This is a genomic window from Burkholderia sp. IT-111MI5, from assembly GCF_949752865.1.
GTDB classification, from domain to species: Bacteria; Pseudomonadota; Gammaproteobacteria; order Burkholderiales; family Burkholderiaceae; genus Burkholderia; species Burkholderia pyrrocinia_C.
In genome coordinates this window covers 1-19,598 of record NZ_CATKIF010000005.1, presented here as the reverse complement: position 1 = coordinate 19,598, position 19,598 = coordinate 1, and the positions used below count along the sequence as shown (strand labels likewise).

Genomic DNA, 19,598 nt, shown 5'->3' with positions numbered 1-19,598 from the left:
AGAAGCAAGGAGGCGCCGTTTGACCGAGCCGGACAAGCGACGCGCGACGCCGCAATGCGGCCGGCAAGGCACGTTCCCCTGACCGGGAAAAAGTCATGAATGGGGCTGGCCGCCAGAAGGGCCGATCGCTGCGTCATGCTCCTTGCGAATACGTCGAGTATTCGCTTCGTCGCAGTCCTTGCGCTCGGCCCTTCTGGTGGCCAGCGAAAGTCCGTTATTAGCGTGAACAGGCCCTAGGAGTGTCGAACATGGATCGTCAGACCGTCGCGCTGCTGGGCGGCACCGGCTTCATCGGCAGCCGGCTCGTCAATGCGCTGATCGACGCCGGCAAGCAGGTACGGATCGGCACGCGGCGGCGCGACCACGCGCGCCATCTGCAGATGCTGCCGGTCGAGATCGTCGAGCTCGAAGCGCTCGACACGCGCACGCTCGCGCGCTTCGTCGCCGGCGCGCACGCGGCGATCAATCTGGTCGGCGTGCTGCACGGCGGCCGCGGCACGCCGTACGGGCCCGGCTTCGAGCGCGCGCACGTCGCGCTGCCGGCCGCGCTCGCGAGCGCGTGCACCGAGGTCGGCGTGCAGCGCCTGCTGCACATGAGCGCGCTCGGCGCCGATTCGCACGGCGCGAGCATGTACCAGCGCTCGAAGGGCGACGGCGAAGCGGCGCTGCATGCGGTCGCGGCGACCGATTCGCTCGCGCTGACGATCTTCCGCCCGTCGGTCGTGTTCGGCCCCGGCGACTCATTCCTCAATACGTTCGCGAACCTGCAGCGCACGGTGCCCGTGCTGCCGCTCGCGATGCCCGACGCGCGCTTCCAGCCGGTGTTCGTCGGCGATGTCGTGCGCGCGTTCGTCAACACGCTCGATCTCGCGGCCGCGCACGGCAAGACCTACGAGCTCGGCGGCCCGACCGTCTATACGCTCGAGCAGCTGGTGCGCTATTGCGGCACGCTGGTCGGCCGGCAGGCACGCATCGTGCGGCTGCCCGACGCGCTCGCGCGGCTGCAGGCAAGCGTGTTCGAGTGCCTGCCCGGCGAACCGGTACTCACGCGCGACAATCTCGCGTCGATGTCGGTGCCGAACGTGCTGTCGGGGCCGCTCGCGCCGGAACTCGGGATCTCGCCCGCGAGTCTCGAAAGCATTGCGCCCGCGTATCTCGGCAAGGCCGCGGAGCGGTCGCGGTTCGACTGGTTCCGCTCGCGCCGCTAGGCGCGGCCGGGATGCCGTCGTTCAGCCTCTTCCTTTCCACCTTCGCGTTTTCCGGAACACCGTCATGAAACTCGTCATTGGAGACAAGAACTACTCGTCGTGGTCGATGCGCCCGTGGCTGCTGCTCGTGCATTTCGGCATCCCGTTCGACGAGATCGCGGTCGAGTTGCGCCGCGACGACACGGCCGCGCGCATCCTCGAGTATTCGCCGTCCGGCAAGGTGCCGTGCCTGGTCGACGACCACGGCGTCGCGATCTGGGATTCGCTCGCGATCGCCGAGACGCTCGCCGAGCGCTATCCGCAGTTCCCGATGTGGCCGGCCGATCCGCTCGAACGCGCGCATGCACGCTGCATCGCGGCCGAGATGCATTCGGGCTTCGCGGCGCTGCGCACGCAGATGGGCATGAACGTGCGCGCGTCGATGCCGGGGCGCGGCGCGACGCCCGACGCGCTCGCCGATGTCGCGCGCATCGACGCGCTGTGGAGCGCGTGCCTCGAGGCGTCGGGCGGGCCGTTCCTGTTCGGCGAGTTCGGGATCGCCGATGCGATGTATGCGCCCGTCGTGATGCGATTCAACACGTACGAGCCGGGCCTGTCGCCGGACGCGGCCGGCTACGCGGCGCGCGTGACGGCGCTGCCGGCGGTGCAGCGGTGGATCGACGCGGCGCGCCGCGAGACCAACGTGATCGCCGAATACGAGCCGCAGCCATGAACATCTACGCAGTAGGCGGTGCGATCCGCGACGAATTGCTCGGCGTGCCCGTGCAGGACCGCGACTACGTGGTGGTGGGCGCGACGCCCGAGCAGATGGCCGCGCAGGGCTTCCGGCCGGTCGGCAAGGATTTTCCGGTGTTCCTGCATCCGCACACGCAGGAGGAATACGCGCTGGCGCGCACCGAGCGCAAGACGGCGGCCGGCTATCACGGCTTCCAGTTCCATTACGCGCCGGACGTGACGCTCGACGAGGATCTCGCGCGGCGCGACCTGACGATCAACGCGATGGCGCGCGAGGTGAGCCCGGAAGGCGCGCTGGTCGGGCCCGTGATCGACCCGTTCGACGGGCAGGCCGACCTGCGCGCGCGCGTGTTCCGGCACGTGAGCGACGCGTTCGTCGAGGATCCGGTGCGGATCCTGCGGATTGCGCGCTTCGCCGCGCGGTTCGCGGATTTCACGGTCGCCGACGAAACGCTCGCGCTGATGCGGCGGATGGTCGACGCGGGCGAGGCCGACGCGCTGGTGCCCGAACGCGTGTGGCAGGAAATCGCGCGCGGGCTGATGGAGGCGAAGCCGTCGCGGATGTTCGCGGTGCTGCGCGACTGCGGCGCGCTCGCGCGCGTCCTGCCCGAGGTCGATGCGCTGTGGGGCGTGCCGCAGCGCGCCGACTATCACCCGGAAGTCGATACGGGCGTGCACGTGATGATGGTCGTCGACTACGCGGCGAAGCAGGGCTATTCGCTGCCGGTGCGCTTCGCGGCGCTCACGCACGATCTCGGCAAGGCGACGACGCCGGCGGACGTGCTGCCGCGCCACGTCGGCCACGAGGGCCGCAGCGTCGACCTGCTCAAGCCGTTGTGCGAGCGGCTGCGCGTGCCGAACGATTGCCGCGATCTCGCGCTCGTGGTCGCACGCGAGCACGGCAACCTGCATCGCGTGATGGAGATGGGCGCGGCCGCGCTGGTACGGCTGTTCGAGCGCAGCGACGCGCTGCGCAAGCCGGCGCGTTTCGCCGAGATGCTGCAGGCTTGCGAATCGGATGCGCGCGGGCGGCTCGGGCTCGACGCGCAGCCGTATCCGCAGGCCGAGCGGCTGCGCGTGGCGCTCGCGGCCGCGCGCAGTGTCGATGCCGGCGCGATCGCGCGCGGCATCGGCAACGAGGCGGAGAAGATCAAGGATGCCGTGCATCGCGCGCGGATCCAGGCCGTCGCGCAGGCGCTCGCGATCGGCGAATAGGGCGGCAGGTATGACGGCGGCGGGCGGTGGGCGGCGCGCGGCCGCCAGCCGTTACGGCTTCTTGCGCGCGGCTGCCTTGCGCGCCGGGGTTGCGGCCGCCGGACGTTTGCCGACCGATGCGCGCGGCTTGGCCGCAGCCTTCTTTTCCGCCGCGCCGGCCGGCCGTGCCGGATCGGCGTCGCGGCCGCGTTTCGGCGCCGGTTCGCGGCGGCTCGCGCGCGGCTCGCCCGGCGCAATGCGCACGCCGGGCTCGGGCTGCCTGATTTCCATCGTCGCGGACACGAATTCGGCGCAACTGTCGTCGAACAGCGGCAGCGTGCCGACCACGATCAGTTCGGCGGGCCCGTCGCCCACGTTGGCGACGCGATGCCGCTTGCGCGCGTCGAAGTGCAGCGAGTCGCCGGGCGCCAGCGGGTAATCCTTCTTGCCTACCGTATAGCAGATGCGGCCGGTCAGCACGTAGACGAATTCGTCGCCGCCGTGCGACACCCATTCCGAGCGGTAGCCTTCCATCATCTGCACCTTGACCGCGTTGATCTGGCTGCCGTCGAACGTGGTGGACAGCCGTTCGTACCACTGCGACGCGCTGTCGACCGCGTACGGCTTGCGGCTGCCTTCGTGCGAATCGGGCTGCGCCTGGCGCGGCTGGTCGATCAGCGCGCCGAGCGGCACGCCCAGCGCCTTCGCGACATTGACGAGCGACGACAGCGAGATGCCCGTGAGATGGCGCTCGACCTGCGACAGGAACCCGACCGACAGCTTCGCTTCGGTCGCGACTTCCAGCAGCGTCTTCTTCGCTTCCCGGCGCAGGCGGCGAATGCGCTGGCCGATACGCATGATGTCTGAATCCATGAATCTCTTTCGTGGCAACGAGTCGGGAGGCGAGCGGAGGGGCGGTGCAGTCGCCGGGACGTTGCTTTCCGCGCATCGCACGAAGCACGGCCGTCGGGACGACGATGCCGGCGCATTGTACCGCGCGGTGTCGCCGGGCGAGGCCACGCCGCGCCTGCGTGCGGAACCGTGTCGCCGATTTTAGTCCTACGAAAATTTTGGCTTGACCTCAATTTCAGCGTGCTCTAGATTCTGTCGCGCGCATCAAACAAAGTTAAGTGAGACAAAAATTTCCGCGGACCTGCCGCTGGCACTGCACAGCGGCCCGGCGGCGTGCAGTGCCGCGCGTCGCCCGACCATCGGCGCCGTGCCGCGACAAGCCTGCTTCAGGCATGCGCCCCGCCGCGTCACGCCGCCGGCCGCCGACAACCATGGATAACGTGGGCATCCGATGATCGATCGACTGAAATACAGCTTCTCCGGCCTTCCCCCGTACGACGCGTCCGTCGCCGACACGCAGGCCGGCCTGTCGCGCCTGCTCGACGCCGCGCGGCTCGACGCGGTGGTGGTCACGTCGCAGGACGAATACGTCACCGAGTACCTGCCGCGCAGCAATAACCCGCGCTACGCGCTGTCGGGCTTCGACGGCTCGGCCGGCTGCGGGATCTTCCTGAGCGCGGAGACCGCGCGGGCGCTCGGCGTGCCGCCGTTCGTGCTGTTCGTCGACGGCCGTTATCACCTGCAGGCCGAGCAGCAGTGCGATCCGGCGCGCGTGCGCATCGAGAAGCTCGGGATGAACCTGACGATCTGGCAGGCGATGGCCGACTGGCTGGTCGCGCATGCGAGCCGGCTCGCGCGGGTCGGCTACGACGGGCTGCGGATCAGCGTCGCGCAGCGCGACCGGTTGCTCGAGCAGACGCAGGCCGCGGTGCTCGACTGGACGAGCCTCGCCGATCGCGAGATCGACCGCGCGATCGCGCTGCCGGGCTGGGTCGTCGAGCGGCCGATCTTCGAGCTGCCGGAATCGATGACGGGCCTGAGCGTCGCGCAGAACCTCGACACGCTGAACCGCAAGCTCGCCGCGCATACCGGCGCGGCCGACGGCAAGGCCGCGTTCTTCACCTGCGCGTCGGACGATCTCGCGTATTTGCTGAACAGCCGCGGCTATCACATCCCGAATGCGTCGTCGCATCTCGGCTTCCTGTTCGCGGTCGGCGGGGAGGTCGCGCTGTTCCTGCCGGAAGGCTGCGACCGCTGCGAAGTCGCGCTCGAGTCGTATCCGGCGCTGCACGTGATCCGGCGCGACGTCGCGGCGCTCGAGCGCTTTCTCGCGCAGTTCGCGGTCGATCACGTGTGCTACGGCTTCGAATCGGTGAACTGCGCGCTCGTCGATGCGGTGAGCCGCGTGTGGCCGCACGCGCGGCATGCCGACTTCAATCCGGTCGAGGCGATGCGGGCCGCTAAGACGCCGGCGGTGCTCGACCGGTTCCGCGACGCGTTCGCGCGCAGCTCCGCGGCGATCGCCGAGACGATGCGCTGGGCGAAGACCGGCGAGCCGGGCGCACGCCACACCGAATACGACCTGGCGCGCACGATCAACGACGCGTACGGCGCGCGTTCGGCGGTTGGGCTGACGTTTCCGTCGATCGCGGCGAACGGTGCGAACAGCGCGTTCGCGCACTACACGGCGGCGAGCGCCGACGTCGAGCTGACGGAAGGCGAACTCGTGCTGCTCGACAGCGGCGCGTACTACGAAGCCGGCTTCGCGACGGACTGCACGCGCGTCGTGCTGCGCCGCACGCGCGCGGATACGGTCGCGCAGCCGTGGCAGCGCGAGATCTACACGGTCGCGCTGAAGGCCTGCATCAAGGGGCTCGTCACGCGCTTCCCGGCCTCGGCGACGGGCAGCGACGTCGATGCGCTCGTGCGGCAGGTGTGCCGCGATCACGGCCACGATTACGGCCACGGCACCGGGCACGGCGTCGGGATCCACGTGCACGAAGGCGGCGTGCGTTTCGCGCCGGGCGCGAAATACGGGCTGGTGCCGAATGCGGTGATTTCGCTCGAGCCGGGCATCTACGTGCCGGGCAAGGGCGGCGTGCGGATCGAGAACATCGTGATCATCCGGCCGGACGAAGCGCAGCCGGATACGGTGACGTTCGAGAACATCGTGACGGTCGGCTACGACTGGGACCTGATCGATCTCGACCTGCTGGACGACGACGAGCGCGCGTACCTGCGCGACTACGAGCGGCTGTGCGTGGAGCGCGGCACGCAGGTCACCGCGTGTCCGCTGTTGTAAGGAAAGGCAAGGCAGGCGCGCGGCCGTCGGGCGGCCGCGCGGCGCGACGTCAGCGCGTCAGCGCCGACACGCGGCCGTCGGGGCCGTAGACGCCGGCCGGTGCGGGCGCCGAGCGCAGCACCGCGAGCGCGCGCTCGTTGTAGTCCATCCGGATCCGGATCAGCATCCCGTTGTTCGCGTTGGCCCGGCGCGCGCGTTCGGCGGCCTGCTGCAGCAACTGCCAGCGGCCGGCGAGGCGCGCATCGCGCTCGGCGGCCTGGTCCATCCCTTTCTTGCCCGATGCAAAGCCGAGCGCGGACAACTGCGTGTCGCGCGTGCGTTCGAGCTGCGCGAGCCGGTCGATCAGCTCGCTCTTCTTCTCGACGATCCCGGGCAGCATCTCGAGCGGCTCCGCCGTCGTCAGCGCTTTTTCCTCGTAGGCGAGCAGGGACGCGAACGCCTCGACCGTCGCGTGTTCGTCGTTGACCGTGGCCAGCAGCTCTTCTCTCATCGCGTCATGCTCGTCGCGCCGGAGCGCGGGGTGCGGCGCGCCGGCAAACCGGGGGGACCGGCCGCGAGGCGGCCGGCTCAGCTGCCCTGCGGGCGCTGCTGTTGCAGCAGTTCGCGGGCGGTGTTCAATACGCCGTCGGCAATCTTGTTCGCGTCGATCGTCAGCGTGCCGTTGTTCAGCGCTTCCTTGATCGACTGGACCAGGCCCGTGTCGATATCGGCGTTGCCGGACGCGGATGCCGAGCGCAACTGGCCGGACAGACCCGACAGGTTCACGGTCGCGTCGCCGCCGGTCGATCCTGCGTCGGCCGCCTGCGCGGACGACTGGGCCGCGCCGGATTGTGCACGGGCCGCGCCGTTGCCGGACGGCGCGAGGGGGCTCGGTTTCGGAGTGGAATCGATCTTCACGATGGGTTTCCTGTACGGTTTGACCCAGATAACGGCCGGGTCGGCCCGAACTTTAGCATCGTGAGCCCGAAATTCTCCGAATAAACAATTCTTTGCAATCTTGCGGCGGGATCCGTCCCTACAGCGGAATTTCCACGGTGCCGGCGTCCTTGACGATTGCCGTGACGATCTGGCCCGCCGCCATCCGCACCCGCACCGACTGGCCGGGCGCCGCATTCGCGAGCACGCTGCCCTCGGCCGAAATCGTGAAACCGGGGCCGGCCGCGACGACCCGCACCGTCTGGCCGGCCGACACCGACGCCGCGCTCTTCAGCATGTCCTGCCGCAGCGGCAGCCCGGCCGAGATGCGCGCGAGCGCGGTCGAGCCGACCGCCTGCGCCGGATCGGTGATCACCGCGAGCGGCAGCACCGTCAGGTCGCCGTCGCGGGCGACCAGGTCGGCCGCGCCCAGCGGCTCGCCGGGCGCGATCTGGCGCGCGGCGACGTAATAGGTGGCCTGCACGGCGACCTTCGCCTGCAGGTAGACGGTCCACGGCCGTTCGCCCGCGCAGCGCACGCCGACCGTCGTGCGGCCCCACAGGCGCGCGCCGGTCGGCAGGAACGGCTCGAGCGTCGTGCATGCGGCGAGCCCGCGCGGAAACGCGGTCGTGACCGTCGCGGTGGTCTTGCCGGGCAGGCCCGCGATCTGCTGCTGCAGGAACGCGAGGGCCGCGCGCCGGATCGAGTCGGGGTCCTGCTGGCCGGGCGGCGTCGCGGGCTGGGCAGCGGGGGCCGCCTGGGCCGGGTTGGCGGAAGCCATCGGCGCACGCGGCGCCGGCGCGGCTGACGCGGCGCGGGCCGCTGCCATGCGCGCGGCGATTGCCCGCGGCGCCGGCCGCGCGGGATTCGACGCAGGCTCGGCCGTACCGGCGACGACCGTCGCGATGGCGTTGGGATCGGCGGCGCGCGGCGCGCCGTAGGCGGCGTTCGCGCGAGCGGCTGCGTAGACGGGGGGCGGCGCGGGGGCCGGCGGCGGAACGTTCGTCACGACCATCGTGCCGGCCGGCTGCGCCGCGTAGCCGGCGGTGGCAGCACCGGCCGCGCCGGCAGTACCACCCGCGCCGACAGCGCCGACAGCGCCGACAGCGCCGACAGCACTACCCACACCGACAGCAGCTGCCGCCGCGCGCCCCGCGTCCGGCGCCATGCCTGCGCCCGAACCCGTCCCCGCATTCCCGCCGAACTGCCCGCCGCTCGCCGCATTGGCGTGCGCGAGCGCGGTTTCGGCCGTCTCGCCGCGTCCGGGAATCACGATCATCCCGTCGTCCGCATACACGGCCGGGGCGGCGATCCACAGCGCCGCGGCGAGCGCAAACGCACGCCGGACGTGCGTGAGCCGCCCGTTCGTGCCGCGAAGTGCGCTGCCGGTCATAGCCGTGTCCTCGATCCGTTGATCCGATTTGCATTCTAGGGAGCCGGGCCGCCGCGCAAACGATGAATAGAGGGGGGCTTTGCCGCGTTATTCGCCCGATTGCCGGTTGCGTGCGACGCCTACCATCGCTGTCATGGAAAAAAGCCTCTCGGGTCGCCATCCGGCGCGAGGGGCGTGCAGCGCTTCATACGGAGAGACGCACACATGCTGGACAAACTCGATGCGGAATTCGCGTTCGGCCGACAGGCGCTCGACGTGCGCGCCTATCGGCAGGAACTGCTGTCGTCGAACATCGCGAACGCCGACACGCCCGGCTACCAGGCCCGCGACGTCGATTTCGCGTCGACGCTCGCGCGCTCGCTGAAGCAGACCAACGGCGGCCTCGCGCCGAGCAACGCCGCGCAACTGCCGATGACACAGCCGGCCGGCGTGACGAGCGGCATGTCGATGGTGTCGACGGCGGCGGGCCATATGGCCGGTACGGCGAAGCTGATCCCGACGGGCGGCCCGGCCGACGACTACGGCCGCGCGCAGTACCGGATGCCGCTGCAGCCGTCGCTCGACGGCAACACGGTCGATCTCGACGTCGAACGCGTGCAGTTCGCGAACAACGCGCTGCACTACGAAACCGGGATGACCGTGATGACCCAGCAGATCAAGGCCATGATCGCCGCGATCTCGACGAACTCGTAAGCGCGCCGCTTCCGAACCCGCGCACAAGCACAAGGAGCCTCCATGCCTTCGTTGATGAACATCTTCGGCGTCGCCGGTTCGGCGCTGTCCGCGCAATCGCAGCGCCTGAACGTCACCGCGTCGAACCTCGCGAACGCCGACAGCGCCACCGGCCCCGACGGCAAGCCGTACAAGGCCAAGCAGGTCGTGTTCGCGACCGACCCGATGGGCGGCGCGCGCACCGCGTCCGGCCAGGGCGTGGGCGGCGTGCGCGTGACGAAGGTGATGGACGACCCGTCGCCGATGAAGTCGACCTACGACCCGGCGAACCCGGCCGCCGACGCGAACGGCTACGTGCAGATGCCGAACGTCGACCCGGTGCAGGAGATGGTGAACATGATCTCGGCGTCGCGCTCGTACCAGGCCAACGTCGAGACGCTGAACACCGCGAAGACGCTGATGCTCAAGACGCTGACGATCGGCTCGTGAGCCGCGCGCCGACCGACCTTACAGACCCGACAGTTCCGATAGAAGGCCACCCAGGATGACTTCCTCCAGCACGACGATCGGCGGCAACGGCACGAACGTGTCGACCCTGCCGACCGACACGATGAACACCAACAAAGTGTCGTCGACCAACGGCACGTCGGCGAGCGACCTGCAGGCGACGTTCCTGAAGCTGCTCGTCACGCAGCTGCAGAACCAGGATCCGACGAGCCCGGTCGACAGCTCGCAGATGACGTCGCAGCTCGCGCAGATCAACACGGTGAGCGGCATCGCGCAACTGAACACGTCGCTCACGTCGCTGTCGACGCAGCTCACGGCCGGCCAGCAGACGCAGGCCGCGCTGCTGATCGGCTCGAACGTGCTCGCGCCGGGCAACGCCGTCGCGGTGAAGAGCGGCGCGGCGTCGCCGTTCGGCGTGTCGCTGGCAAGCTCGGTGTCGAACCTGACGATCACCGTGAAGAACTCGGCGGGCGCCGTCGTGAACACGATCAACGCGGGCGCGCAGTCGGCCGGCACCGTGCCGTTCAACTGGACGCCGACCGACGCGGCGGGCAATGCGCTGCCGGACGGCAAGTACACGATCAGCGCGTCGTACACCAACAGCGCCGGCACGCCGCAGGCGGCCACGACGCTCGCGGCCGCGCAGGTGCAGAGCGTGATCAAGCAGGCAGACGGCACGGCGGGGCTCGTGCTGTCGAACGGCACGACGGTGGGGCTCACCCAGGTCGCGTCGATTTTCCCGAACACGTCGTCGTCCGGCGGCACTACGTCCAACTGATTCAGCTTTCCCGAAACGGAGACCGAAATGGGTTATCAACAGGGTCTGAGCGGCCTCGCCGGCGCATCGAACGCGCTCGACGTGATCGGCAACAACATCGCGAACGCGAACACGGTCGGCTTCAAGTCGAGCACCGCGCAGTTCGCCGACATGTACGCGAACTCGGTCGCGACGTCGGTCAACACGCAGATCGGCATCGGCACGACGCTCGCGTCGGTGCAGCAGCAGTTCGGCCAGGGCACGATCAATACGACGAACTCGTCGCTCGACGTCGCGATCAACGGCAACGGCTTCTTCCAGATGTCGAACAACGGCGTGACGACGTACTCGCGCGACGGTACGTTCCAGCGCGACAAGAACGGCTTCATCGTCGACTCGCAGGGCCGCAACCTGATGGGTTACGCGGCCGGCTCGGGCGGCGTGATCAACACCGCGCAGACCGTGCCGCTGCAGGCGCCGACGTCCAACATCGCGCCGACCGCGACGACCAAGATCACCGGCCAGTTCAACCTGAACTCGCAGGACACGGTGCCGGCCAAGACGCCGTTCAACGCGACCGACACCACGACCTACAACTACTCGACGTCGATCCAGGTGTACGACTCGCTCGGCGGTTCGCAGGCGGTCAACATGTACTTCGTGAAGTCGGCGGCCGGCACGTGGGAAGCGTACGCGGGCGTCCAGGGCGGCGCCACGACCGATCTCGGCACGGTCACGTTCAATTCGTCGGGCGCGATCCAGAGCACGACGCTGCCGGCCGCGGGCGGGCCGACCGCGTCGCTCGGCCAGTTCCAGTTCACGGTGCCGAACACCGACGGCTCGGTGACGCCGCAGAGCCTCACGCTCGACCTGACCGGCACGACGCAGTACGGCGGCAAGGACGGCGTGAACAACCTCGCGCAGGACGGCTACGCGAGCGGCACGCTGACGACCTACTCGATCGGCGCCGACGGCAAGCTGACCGGCAATTACTCGAACGGCCAGACCGCCGTGCTCGGCCTGATCGCGCTCGCGAACTTCAACAACCCGAACGGGCTGGTCAACCTCGGCGGCAACCAGTATGCGGAGTCCTCCGCATCGGGCGTGCCGCAGATCTCGGCGCCGGGCAGCACGAACCACGGCACGCTGCAGGGCAGCGCGCTCGAGAACTCGAACGTCGACCTCACGTCGCAGCTCGTCAACCTGATCACCGCGCAGCGCAACTACCAGGCGAACGCGCAGACGATCAAGACGCAGCAGACCGTCGACCAGACGCTCATCAACCTGTAAGCGCGGATAACCGGCAGCCATGGACCGACTGATCTACACGGCGATGACGGGCGCGTCGCAGTCGCTCGACCAGCAGGCGATCGTCGCGAACAACCTCGCGAACGCATCGACGACGGGCTTTCGCGCGCAGCTCGCGACGTATCGCGCGGTGCCGATGAATTTCGGCGACGGCAGCAACATCGACCCGACGACGACGCGCACCTACGTGCTCGCGTCGACGCCCGGCGCGGATTACGCGCCGGGTCCGATCACGCGCACCGGCAATCCGCTCGACGTCGCCGTGCAGGGCGCCGGCTGGCTGTCCGTGCAGACGGCTGACGGCAGCGAGGCGTACACGCGCGCCGGCAACCTGCACGTCGACCAGAACGGCCAGCTCGTCAACGCGAGCAACCTGCCGGTGATCGGCAACGGCGGCCCGATCTCGGTGCCGCCGAACGCGGAAGTGACGATCGGCAAGGACGGCACCGTGTCCGCGCTGATGCCGGGCGACCCGCCGACGGCGGTCGCGATCGTCGACCAGATGAAGCTCGTCAATCCCGATCCGGCCACGCTCACGCGCGGCAACGACGGGCTGTTCCGCACCGCCGACGGCAATCCGGCCGACGCCGACACGAACGTGGTCGTCACGCCGAATTCGATCGAAGGCAGCAACGTCAACCCGGTGTCCGCGATGGTCGCGATGATCGACAACGCGCGCGCGTTCCAGCTTCAGTCGAAGCTGATCCAGACGGCCGACCAGAACGAGCAGACGGCAAACCAGCTGCTCAACTTCAGCTGAGCGCCCGCGCCAGCCCACGCAGGAGAATCGACAAGTGAACCGTTCGCTCTACATCGCCGCCACCGGCATGAATGCGCAGCAGGCGCAGATGGACGTGATTTCGAACAACCTCGCGAACACCAGCACGAACGGCTTCAAGGCGTCGCGCGCGGTGTTCGAGGATCTGCTTTACCAGACGATCCGCCAGCCCGGCGCGAACTCGACGCAGCAGACCGAGCTGCCGTCGGGCCTGCAGCTCGGCACCGGCGTGCAGCAGGTCGCGACCGAGCGCCTGTACACGCAGGGCGGCCTCACGCAGACCGGCAACTCGAAGGACGTCGCGATCAACGGCGCGGGCTTCTTCCAGGTGCTGATGCCGGACGGCACCAATGCGTACACGCGCGACGGCTCGTTCCAGACCAACGCGCAGGGCCAGCTCGTCACGTCGAGCGGCTACCAGATCCTGCCGGCGATCACCGTGCCGCAGAACGCGCAGTCGCTGACGATCGGCAAGGACGGCGTCGTGTCGGTCACGCAGCCGGGCTCGGGCAACGCGGTGCAGATCGGCTCGCTGCAGATCGCGACCTTCATCAACCCGACCGGCCTCGAGGCGCGCGGCGAGAACCTGTTCTCCGAGACGACGTCGTCGGGCGCGCCCAACGTGTCGCAGCCGGGGCTGAACGGCGCGGGCGTGCTCAACCAGGGTTATGTCGAAGCGTCGAACGTGAACGTCGTGCAGGAGCTCGTCAACATGATCCAGGCGCAGCGTGCCTACGAGATCAACAGCAAGGCCGTGACCACGTCCGACCAGATGCTGCAGACCGTCACGCAGATGAAGAGCTAACCGGAACACCCCGTCGTCGCCATGAAGCAGGTTCGCCTCCTCCCGTCAGCCACCGTCCGCGCCGCGTGCGCGGTCGCGGTGGCGGCGCTCGCCGGTTGCGCGCAGATCCCGCGCGATCCGATCATCCAGCAGCCGATGACGGCGCAGCCGCCAGCGCCGATGTCGATGCAGGCGCCCGGCTCGATCTACAACCCCGGCTACGCGGGGCGGCCGCTTTTCGAGGATCAGCGGCCGCGCAACACCGGCGACATCCTGACGATCGTGATCGCGGAAAACATCAACGCGACGAAATCGTCGGGCGCGAACACGAACCGGCAGGGCAACACCGGCTTCGACGTGCCGACGGCCGGCTTCCTCGGCGGGCTGTTCGCGAAGGCGAACCTGTCGGCGGCCGGCAACAACAAGTTCGCGGCGACCGGCGGCGCGAGCGCGGCGAACACGTTCAACGGCACGATCACGGTGACCGTCACCAACGTGCTGCCGAACGGCAACCTCGTCGTCAGCGGCGAGAAGCAGATGCTGATCAACCAGGGCAACGAATTCGTGCGCTTCTCGGGCATCGTCAACCCGAACACGATCTCGGGCGCGAACTCGGTCTACTCGACGCAGGTCGCCGACGCGCGGATCGAATACTCGGCGAAGGGCTACATCAACGAAGCCGAGACGATGGGCTGGCTGCAGCGCTTCTTCCTCAACATCGCGCCGTGGTGATGACGATGCAGAAGCCCCTTTTCAACCGCCTGTCGTCCTGCACGCGAGCGTTCGCGCGGCTCGCCGTCGCGTTCGCGGCCGCGGCCTGCGTGTTCGGCGCGGTGCCCGCGCACGCGGAACGCCTGAAGGATCTCGCGCAGATCCAGGGCGTGCGCGACAACCCGCTGATCGGCTATGGCCTCGTCGTCGGCCTCGACGGCACGGGCGACCAGACGATGCAGACGCCGTTCACGACGCAGACGCTCGCGAACATGCTCGCGAACCTCGGCATCTCGATCAACAACGGCTCGGCCAACGGCGGTTCGTCGTCGCTGAACAACATGCAGCTGAAGAACGTCGCGGCCGTGATGGTGACCGCCACGCTGCCGCCGTTCGCGCGGCCCGGCGAGGCGCTCGACGTGACCGTGTCGTCGCTCGGCAACGCGAAAAGCCTGCGCGGCGGCACGCTGCTGCTCACGCCGCTGAAGGGCGCGGACGGGCAGGTGTACGCACTCGCGCAGGGCAACATGGCGGTCGGCGGCGCGGGCGCCAGCGCGAACGGCAGCCGCGTGCAGGTGAACCAGCTCGCGGCCGGCCGGATCGTCGGCGGCGCGATCGTCGAGCGTTCGGTGCCGAACGCGATCGCGCAGATGAACGGCGTGCTGCAATTGCAGCTGAACGACATGGACTACGGCACCGCGCAGCGGATCGTGTCCGCGGTCAATTCGAGCTTCGGCCCGGGCATCGCGACGGCGCTCGACGGCCGCACGATCCAGCTCGCGGCGCCCGCCGACTCGGCGCAGCAGGTCGCGTTCATGGCGCGGCTGCAGAACCTCGACGTGAGCCCGGACAAGGCGGCGGCGAAGGTGATCCTGAACGCGCGCACCGGCTCGATCGTGATGAACCAGATGGTCACGCTGCAGAGCTGCGCGGTCGCGCACGGCAACCTGTCGGTCGTCGTCAACACGCAGCCGGTCGTGTCGCAGCCGGGGCCGTTCTCGAACGGGCAGACGGTGGTGGCGCAGCAGTCGCAGATCCAGCTCAAGCAGGACAACGGCGCGCTGAAGATGGTGACGGCCGGCGCGAACCTCGCCGACGTCGTGAAGGCGCTGAACACGCTCGGCGCGACGCCGGCGGACCTGATGTCGATCCTGCAGGCGATGAAGGCGGCCGGCGCGCTGCGCGCCGACCTGGAGGTCATCTAAATGGCAGCGAATCTTCCTAACGCGAACGACCTCACGCAGCGCTTCGCGCTCGACGTGCAGGGTTTCGACGCGCTGCGCGCGCAGGCGAAGCAGTCGCCGCAGGCCGGTGCGAAGGCCGTCGCGGGCCAGTTCGATGCGATGTTCACGCAGATGATGCTCAAGAGCATGCGCGACGCGTCGCCCGACGGCGGGCTGTTCGATTCGCATACGTCGAAGATGTACACGTCGATGCTCGACCAGCAGCTCGCGCAGCAGATGTCGACGCGCGGGATCGGCGTCGCCGACGCGTTGATGAAGCAGTTGCTGCGCAATGCGGGGCAGGGCGCGGGCAGCGACACGGCCGGCGTCGGCGCGGGCGGTCTCGGCACGGCCGGCAACGAAGGCAGCCTCGCCGCGATGAACGCGATGGCGCGCGCGTACGCGAACGCGGCCGGCAACAACGGCGGGCTCGCCGGCGCGCGCGGCTACTCGGCCGGCAGCGCGCTGACGCCGCCGCTGAAGGGCGCGAGCGGCGCGCCGGACGCCGACGCGTTCGTCGACCGGCTCGCGGCTCCCGCGCAGGCGGCCAGTGCGTCGACCGGCATCCCGGCGCGCTTCATCGTCGGCCAGGCCGCGCTCGAATCGGGCTGGGGCAAGCGCGAGATCCGCGCGGCCGACGGCTCGACCAGCTACAACGTGTTCGGCATCAAGGCGAACAAGGGCTGGACGGGCCGCACGGTGTCGGCGTTGACGACCGAATACGTGAACGGCACGCCGCGCCGCGTGGTCGCGAAATTCCGCGCGTACGACTCGTACGAGCACGCGATGACCGATTACGCGAACCTGCTGAAGAACAATCCGCGCTACTCGGGCGTGCTGAGCGCGAGCCGCAGCGTCGAAGGCTTCGCGCACGGGATGCAGAAGGCCGGTTACGCGACCGACCCGAACTACGCGAAGAAGCTGATCTCGATCATGCAGCAGATCGGCTGACGGGCCAGGGCCTGCGCCCGCCGATAACAGGCTCCGGCCCACCGTCGATTACCCTCTCAGGACCGCGCCCGGCAGCCCGCCGCGCGCGGTTTCAACGTTTGCGCGAAAAAAATCGGGAAATCGATCTAAACTTTCGGTCAGCACTGCCGCTAAGTGTGAGAGACCTGCGACCGGGCCTTGTTCTGGCCCGGTTTTATTGCGCACCGGTTGTCCGTGCGCCCATGACAAGAAAGACCGGCTAGCCATGAATATCGAAATGTCGACGGACCCCAGCCTGGACGCAGGCCACTCCGGGCCCGACTATGCCCGCCGCAATCCGCTGGAAATCGGCGTGCAGCTGCGCAACCTCGTGAACCGCGGCGATTTCCTGACCGTCCAGTATCCGGGCGGCCAGCTCGTCACGCGCCTGCTCGAGGTCGACGTCGGCGCGCGGACGTTCACGTTCGACTGGGGTGCGCTGTCCGAGCAGAACGCCGGCATCCTCGGCGCGTCGCACTGCACGTTCGCGGCGTCGCCGGAGGGCGTGCGCGTCGAATTCACCACGGGCACGCCGCGCGAGACGCGCTACGAGGGGCTGCCCGCGTTCGTCGCCGATTTCCCCGAAGTCCTGACGTGCATCCAGCGCCGTGAATATTTCCGGGTCGACGCGCCGATCGTCGATCCGTTCCTGTGCCGCGGCAAGCTGCCGGACGGCGAGAGCTTCCTGTTCGAGGTGCACAACCTGTCGCTCGGCGGCGTGGGGCTGCGCACGGCCGACGAACGCGTCGAGGCGCTCGAGGTCGGCACGCTGCTGCCCGACGTCGAGCTCGAGCTGACCGGCCACGGCAAGCTGTCGCTCGACCTGCAGCTCGTGTCGCAGCGCTCGACGCAGATGCCGAACGGGTCGCGGCGCTACCAGCTCGGCTTCCGCTACATGTCGCTGCCGGGCAGCGCCGAGAACACGCTGCAGCGGCTGATCACGCAGCTCGAGATGAAGCGCCGCTCGCTCGTGCGGGCCTGACGCGCACGCGGCCGCCGGCCCGCACGGGCCGCCCGCGCACCGCCGCCGGCCCCGCCGGCCGGACGCTCCGACCGGCGCTGCGCACCCGCGCGTCGCGCGTGCATTTTTTCCTCAATTTTTTCGATCCGCGGCCGTTATACCGGGAGTTACGCAACCCGGCGGCCGCAGCGCGGCCGGCTCATCAGGATCGCGCATGTCCAACTCACTCATGAACCTCGGCGTCAGCGGCCTGAATGCCGCGCTCTGGGGCCTCACGACGACCGGCCAGAACATCAGCAACGCCGCGACGCCGGGCTATTCGGTCGAACGACCCGTCTATGCCGAGGCGAGCGGCCAGTACACGAGCAGCGGCTACATGCCTCAGGGCGTGAACACCGTCACCGTGCAGCGGCAGTACAGCCAGTACCTGAGCGACCAGCTGAACGGCGCGCAGACGCAGGGCGGCGCGCTGTCGACGTGGTATTCGCTCGTCACGCAGTTGAACAACTACGTCGGCAGCCCGACGGCCGGCATCTCGACCGCGATCACGAGTTACTTCACGGGGCTGCAGAACGTCGCGAACAGCGCGTCCGACTCGTCGGTGCGGCAGACCGCGATGAGCAACGCGCAGACGCTCGCGAACCAGATCACGGCGGCCGGCCAGCAGTACGACGCGCTGCGCCAGAGCGTGAACACGCAGCTCACGAGCACCGTCACGCAGATCAACGCGTACACCGCGCAGATCGCGCAGCTGAACCAGCAGATCGCGTCCGCGAGCAGCCAGGGCCAGCCGCCGAACCAGCTGATGGACCAGCGCGACCTCGCGGTGTCGAACCTGTCGAACCTCGCGGGCGTGCAGGTCGTGCGCAACAGCGACGGCTACAGCGTGTTTCTCGCGGGCGGCACGCCGCTCGTCGTCGCGGACAAGAGCTACCAGCTCGCGACCGTCACGTCGCCGTCCGATCCGAGCGAGCTGACCGTCGTGTCGCAGGGGATCGCCGGCGCGACCCCGCAGGGGCCGAACCAGTTCCTGTCCGACGCGTCGCTGTCGGGCGGCACGCTCGGCGGCCTGCTCGCGTTCCGCAGCCAGACGCTCGACCCCGCGCAGGCGCAGCTCGGCGCGATCGCGACCAGCTTCGCCGCGCAGGTCAACGCGCAGAATGCGCTCGGCATCGACCTGTCGGGCAATGTCGGCGGCAACCTGTTCGCGACCGGCTCGCCGATCATCTACGCGAACCAGGGCAACACCGGCAACGCGGCGCTGTCCGTGTCGTTCGCGAACGCATCGCAGCCGACCACGGGCGACTACACGCTGTCGTACGACGGCACGAACTACACGCTGACCGATCGCGCGAGCGGCACGGTGGTCGGCTCGTCGGCGTCGATGCCGGCGTCGATCGGCGGGCTGAACTTCTCGTTCACGTCGGGCTCGATGAGCGCCGGCGACAAGTTCACCGTGCAGCCGACACGCGGCGCGCTGAACGGCTTCGGCCTCGCGACGTCGAACGGCTCGGCGATCGCGGCGGCGGCGCCGTACGTGCCGTCGGCCACCACGACGAACACGGGTACCGGGACGATCGGCGGGTTGTCGGTCACGAGCGCGGCGGCCGCGGCCAACGCGCACAAGTACACGATCACGATGGGTGGGACGTCGGCCGCGCCGACCTATACGGTCACGGACAACACGGCCGTGCCGCCGACGACCACCGGCGCGCAGCCGTACCAGTCCGGCACGCCGATCACGCTGACGGCCGGCGTCACGGTGACGGTGTCGGGCACGCCGGCGGTGGGTGACACGTTCACGGTCGCGCCGAACACGGGCGGCACGAACGACGGCAGCAACGCGCTCGCGCTGTCGAAGCTCGTCAACTCGAAATCGTTCGGCAACGGCTCGACCACGCTGACGGGCGCATACGCGAACTACGTGAACAGCATCGGCAATACGACGAGCCAGCTGAAGTCGTCGAGCGCCGCGCAGACCGCGCTGGTCGGCCAGATCACGCAGGCGCAGCAGTCGGTGTCGGGCGTGAACCAGAACGAGGAAGCGGCCAACCTGATGCAGTACCAGCAGCTCTACCAGGCGAACGCGAAGGTGATCCAGACCGCGTCGACGCTGTTCCAGACCGTGCTCGGCCTGTTCAACTGATTAGGGGCTGTTCGCGTATGGAACGCACATGCGAATGCCCGAAATCGCGCGTAGGGCAAGAAGTGAGGAGCGCCGTTTGGCCGCGCCAAACAAGCGACGAACGACGCCGCCATACGGGCGATTTCGGGCATTCCCGTGACATGAATTTTTTAATTTGGGGTTGCCACGAGAAGGGGGGCGGGG

19 protein-coding genes are annotated in these 19,598 nt (G+C 69.0%); 15 read left to right on the top strand and 4 right to left on the bottom strand.

Going from position 1 to position 19,598, the window contains the following annotated elements:
• The first annotated feature begins 248 nt into the window (after positions 1–248).
• From ACM6JT_RS04145 to ACM6JT_RS04135, 3 genes are all read left to right on the top strand, one after another.
• Complete coding sequence (locus tag ACM6JT_RS04145; protein ID WP_175749022.1) at positions 249–1,208, top strand: complex I NDUFA9 subunit family protein; 960 nt, start codon at positions 249–251, stop codon at positions 1,206–1,208.
• A 64-nt stretch (positions 1,209–1,272) separates the two neighbouring features.
• Entirely contained in the window at positions 1,273–1,920 is a 648-nt protein-coding gene (locus ACM6JT_RS04140) for a glutathione S-transferase family protein (RefSeq protein WP_034179276.1), read from the top strand.
• A complete protein-coding gene (locus tag ACM6JT_RS04135; protein ID WP_034179275.1) occupies positions 1,917–3,158 on the top strand; it encodes a multifunctional CCA addition/repair protein in 1,242 nt (413 codons plus the stop codon). Before ACM6JT_RS04140 ends, ACM6JT_RS04135 begins: the two co-directional genes overlap by 4 nt.
• Before the next feature lie 51 nt (positions 3,159–3,209).
• Here ACM6JT_RS04135 and ACM6JT_RS04130 read toward each other — a convergent pair whose 3' ends face one another.
• Complete coding sequence (locus tag ACM6JT_RS04130; protein WP_105389537.1) at positions 3,210–4,010, bottom strand: helix-turn-helix domain-containing protein; 801 nt, start codon at positions 4,008–4,010, stop codon at positions 3,210–3,212.
• Between the two features lie 430 nt (positions 4,011–4,440).
• Between ACM6JT_RS04130 and ACM6JT_RS04125 the strand changes: the two genes are divergently transcribed.
• Positions 4,441–6,291, top strand: a complete 1,851-nt coding sequence (locus ACM6JT_RS04125; RefSeq protein ID WP_414856011.1) for a M24 family metallopeptidase — start codon at positions 4,441–4,443, stop codon at positions 6,289–6,291.
• Positions 6,292–6,340: 49 nt separating this feature from the next.
• Here the strand turns inward: ACM6JT_RS04125 and ACM6JT_RS04120 are convergent, their stop codons facing one another.
• The 3 genes from ACM6JT_RS04120 to flgA form a co-directional block, all read right to left on the bottom strand.
• Positions 6,341–6,781, bottom strand: a complete 441-nt coding sequence (locus ACM6JT_RS04120) for a flagella synthesis protein FlgN (protein WP_034179272.1) — start codon at positions 6,779–6,781, stop codon at positions 6,341–6,343.
• Between the two features lie 77 nt (positions 6,782–6,858).
• Positions 6,859–7,188 carry a flagellar biosynthesis anti-sigma factor FlgM gene (gene flgM / locus ACM6JT_RS04115; protein WP_034179271.1) on the bottom strand — a complete coding sequence of 110 codons (330 nt, stop codon included), beginning with the start codon at positions 7,186–7,188 and terminating at the stop codon, positions 6,859–6,861.
• Between the two features lie 118 nt (positions 7,189–7,306).
• The gene (gene flgA / locus ACM6JT_RS04110) at positions 7,307–8,599 is read right to left on the bottom strand and encodes a flagellar basal body P-ring formation chaperone FlgA (RefSeq protein ID WP_414856010.1); all 1,293 of its coding nucleotides are present in this window, start codon (positions 8,597–8,599) and stop codon (positions 7,307–7,309) included.
• Between the two features lie 204 nt (positions 8,600–8,803).
• Here flgA and flgB point away from each other — a divergent pair, with 204 nt between their 5' ends.
• The 11 genes from flgB to flgK all read left to right on the top strand — a co-directional run bounded on the left by flgB (position 8,804) and on the right by flgK (position 19,415).
• Entirely contained in the window at positions 8,804–9,292 is a 489-nt protein-coding gene (gene flgB, locus ACM6JT_RS04105) for a flagellar basal body rod protein FlgB (protein WP_034179269.1), read from the top strand.
• Positions 9,293–9,334: 42 nt separating this feature from the next.
• A complete protein-coding gene (gene flgC, locus ACM6JT_RS04100) occupies positions 9,335–9,760 on the top strand; it encodes a flagellar basal body rod protein FlgC (protein WP_006485701.1) in 426 nt (141 codons plus the stop codon).
• A gap of 55 nt (positions 9,761–9,815) precedes the next feature.
• Entirely contained in the window at positions 9,816–10,556 is a 741-nt protein-coding gene (flgD, locus tag ACM6JT_RS04095) for a flagellar hook assembly protein FlgD (protein ID WP_034179268.1), read from the top strand.
• A 27-nt stretch (positions 10,557–10,583) separates the two neighbouring features.
• On the top strand, positions 10,584–11,825 hold the full coding sequence (gene flgE / locus ACM6JT_RS04090) for a flagellar hook protein FlgE (protein WP_034179267.1): 1,242 nt from the start codon (positions 10,584–10,586) through the stop codon (positions 11,823–11,825).
• Between the two features lie 19 nt (positions 11,826–11,844).
• Positions 11,845–12,603 carry a flagellar basal-body rod protein FlgF gene (gene flgF, locus ACM6JT_RS04085; RefSeq protein ID WP_034179266.1) on the top strand — a complete coding sequence of 253 codons (759 nt, stop codon included), beginning with the start codon at positions 11,845–11,847 and terminating at the stop codon, positions 12,601–12,603.
• Positions 12,604–12,637: 34 nt separating this feature from the next.
• Positions 12,638–13,426: a flagellar basal-body rod protein FlgG gene (gene flgG / locus ACM6JT_RS04080; protein ID WP_414856009.1), complete on the top strand. Its 789-nt coding sequence runs from the start codon at positions 12,638–12,640 to the stop codon at positions 13,424–13,426.
• Positions 13,427–13,447: 21 nt separating this feature from the next.
• Positions 13,448–14,137, top strand: coding sequence for a flagellar basal body L-ring protein FlgH (gene flgH / locus ACM6JT_RS04075; RefSeq protein WP_072437537.1), 690 nt, complete (start codon positions 13,448–13,450; stop codon positions 14,135–14,137).
• A 5-nt stretch (positions 14,138–14,142) separates the two neighbouring features.
• Entirely contained in the window at positions 14,143–15,321 is a 1,179-nt protein-coding gene (locus ACM6JT_RS04070; RefSeq protein ID WP_414856008.1) for a flagellar basal body P-ring protein FlgI, read from the top strand.
• Positions 15,322–16,290 (top strand): flagellar assembly peptidoglycan hydrolase FlgJ, encoded by a 969-nt coding sequence (gene flgJ, locus ACM6JT_RS04065; RefSeq protein WP_414856007.1) that lies wholly within the window; start codon positions 15,322–15,324, stop codon positions 16,288–16,290.
• Between the two features lie 244 nt (positions 16,291–16,534).
• Complete coding sequence (locus tag ACM6JT_RS04060) at positions 16,535–17,290, top strand: flagellar brake protein (protein WP_034179262.1); 756 nt, start codon at positions 16,535–16,537, stop codon at positions 17,288–17,290.
• A gap of 193 nt (positions 17,291–17,483) precedes the next feature.
• A complete protein-coding gene (gene flgK / locus ACM6JT_RS04055) occupies positions 17,484–19,415 on the top strand; it encodes a flagellar hook-associated protein FlgK (protein ID WP_034179261.1) in 1,932 nt (643 codons plus the stop codon).
• Positions 19,416–19,598: the final 183 nt, after the last annotated feature.

What these genes read in the sequence shown, in the direction of transcription:
- flgB (WP_034179269.1), top strand. Translation starts at nt 8,804, where the DNA reads ATGCTGGACAAACTCGATGCGGAATTCGCGTTCGGCCGACAGGCGCTC.
- ACM6JT_RS04140 (WP_034179276.1), top strand. Translation starts at nt 1,273, where the DNA reads ATGAAACTCGTCATTGGAGACAAGAACTACTCGTCGTGGTCGATGCGC.
- flgC (WP_006485701.1), top strand. Translation starts at nt 9,335, where the DNA reads ATGCCTTCGTTGATGAACATCTTCGGCGTCGCCGGTTCGGCGCTGTCC.
- ACM6JT_RS04125 (WP_414856011.1), top strand. Translation starts at nt 4,441, where the DNA reads ATGATCGATCGACTGAAATACAGCTTCTCCGGCCTTCCCCCGTACGAC.
- ACM6JT_RS04060 (WP_034179262.1), top strand. Translation starts at nt 16,535, where the DNA reads ATGAATATCGAAATGTCGACGGACCCCAGCCTGGACGCAGGCCACTCC.
- flgD (WP_034179268.1), top strand. Translation starts at nt 9,816, where the DNA reads ATGACTTCCTCCAGCACGACGATCGGCGGCAACGGCACGAACGTGTCG.
- ACM6JT_RS04145 (WP_175749022.1), top strand. Translation starts at nt 249, where the DNA reads ATGGATCGTCAGACCGTCGCGCTGCTGGGCGGCACCGGCTTCATCGGC.
- flgE (WP_034179267.1), top strand. Translation starts at nt 10,584, where the DNA reads ATGGGTTATCAACAGGGTCTGAGCGGCCTCGCCGGCGCATCGAACGCG.
- ACM6JT_RS04120 (WP_034179272.1), bottom strand. Translation starts at nt 6,781, where the DNA reads ATGAGAGAAGAGCTGCTGGCCACGGTCAACGACGAACACGCGACGGTC.
- flgF (WP_034179266.1), top strand. Translation starts at nt 11,845, where the DNA reads ATGGACCGACTGATCTACACGGCGATGACGGGCGCGTCGCAGTCGCTC.
- ACM6JT_RS04130 (WP_105389537.1), bottom strand. Translation starts at nt 4,010, where the DNA reads ATGGATTCAGACATCATGCGTATCGGCCAGCGCATTCGCCGCCTGCGC.
- flgJ (WP_414856007.1), top strand. Translation starts at nt 15,322, where the DNA reads ATGGCAGCGAATCTTCCTAACGCGAACGACCTCACGCAGCGCTTCGCG.
- flgH (WP_072437537.1), top strand. Translation starts at nt 13,448, where the DNA reads ATGAAGCAGGTTCGCCTCCTCCCGTCAGCCACCGTCCGCGCCGCGTGC.
- flgK (WP_034179261.1), top strand. Translation starts at nt 17,484, where the DNA reads ATGTCCAACTCACTCATGAACCTCGGCGTCAGCGGCCTGAATGCCGCG.
- ACM6JT_RS04135 (WP_034179275.1), top strand. Translation starts at nt 1,917, where the DNA reads ATGAACATCTACGCAGTAGGCGGTGCGATCCGCGACGAATTGCTCGGC.
- ACM6JT_RS04070 (WP_414856008.1), top strand. Translation starts at nt 14,143, where the DNA reads ATGCAGAAGCCCCTTTTCAACCGCCTGTCGTCCTGCACGCGAGCGTTC.
- flgA (WP_414856010.1), bottom strand. Translation starts at nt 8,599, where the DNA reads ATGACCGGCAGCGCACTTCGCGGCACGAACGGGCGGCTCACGCACGTC.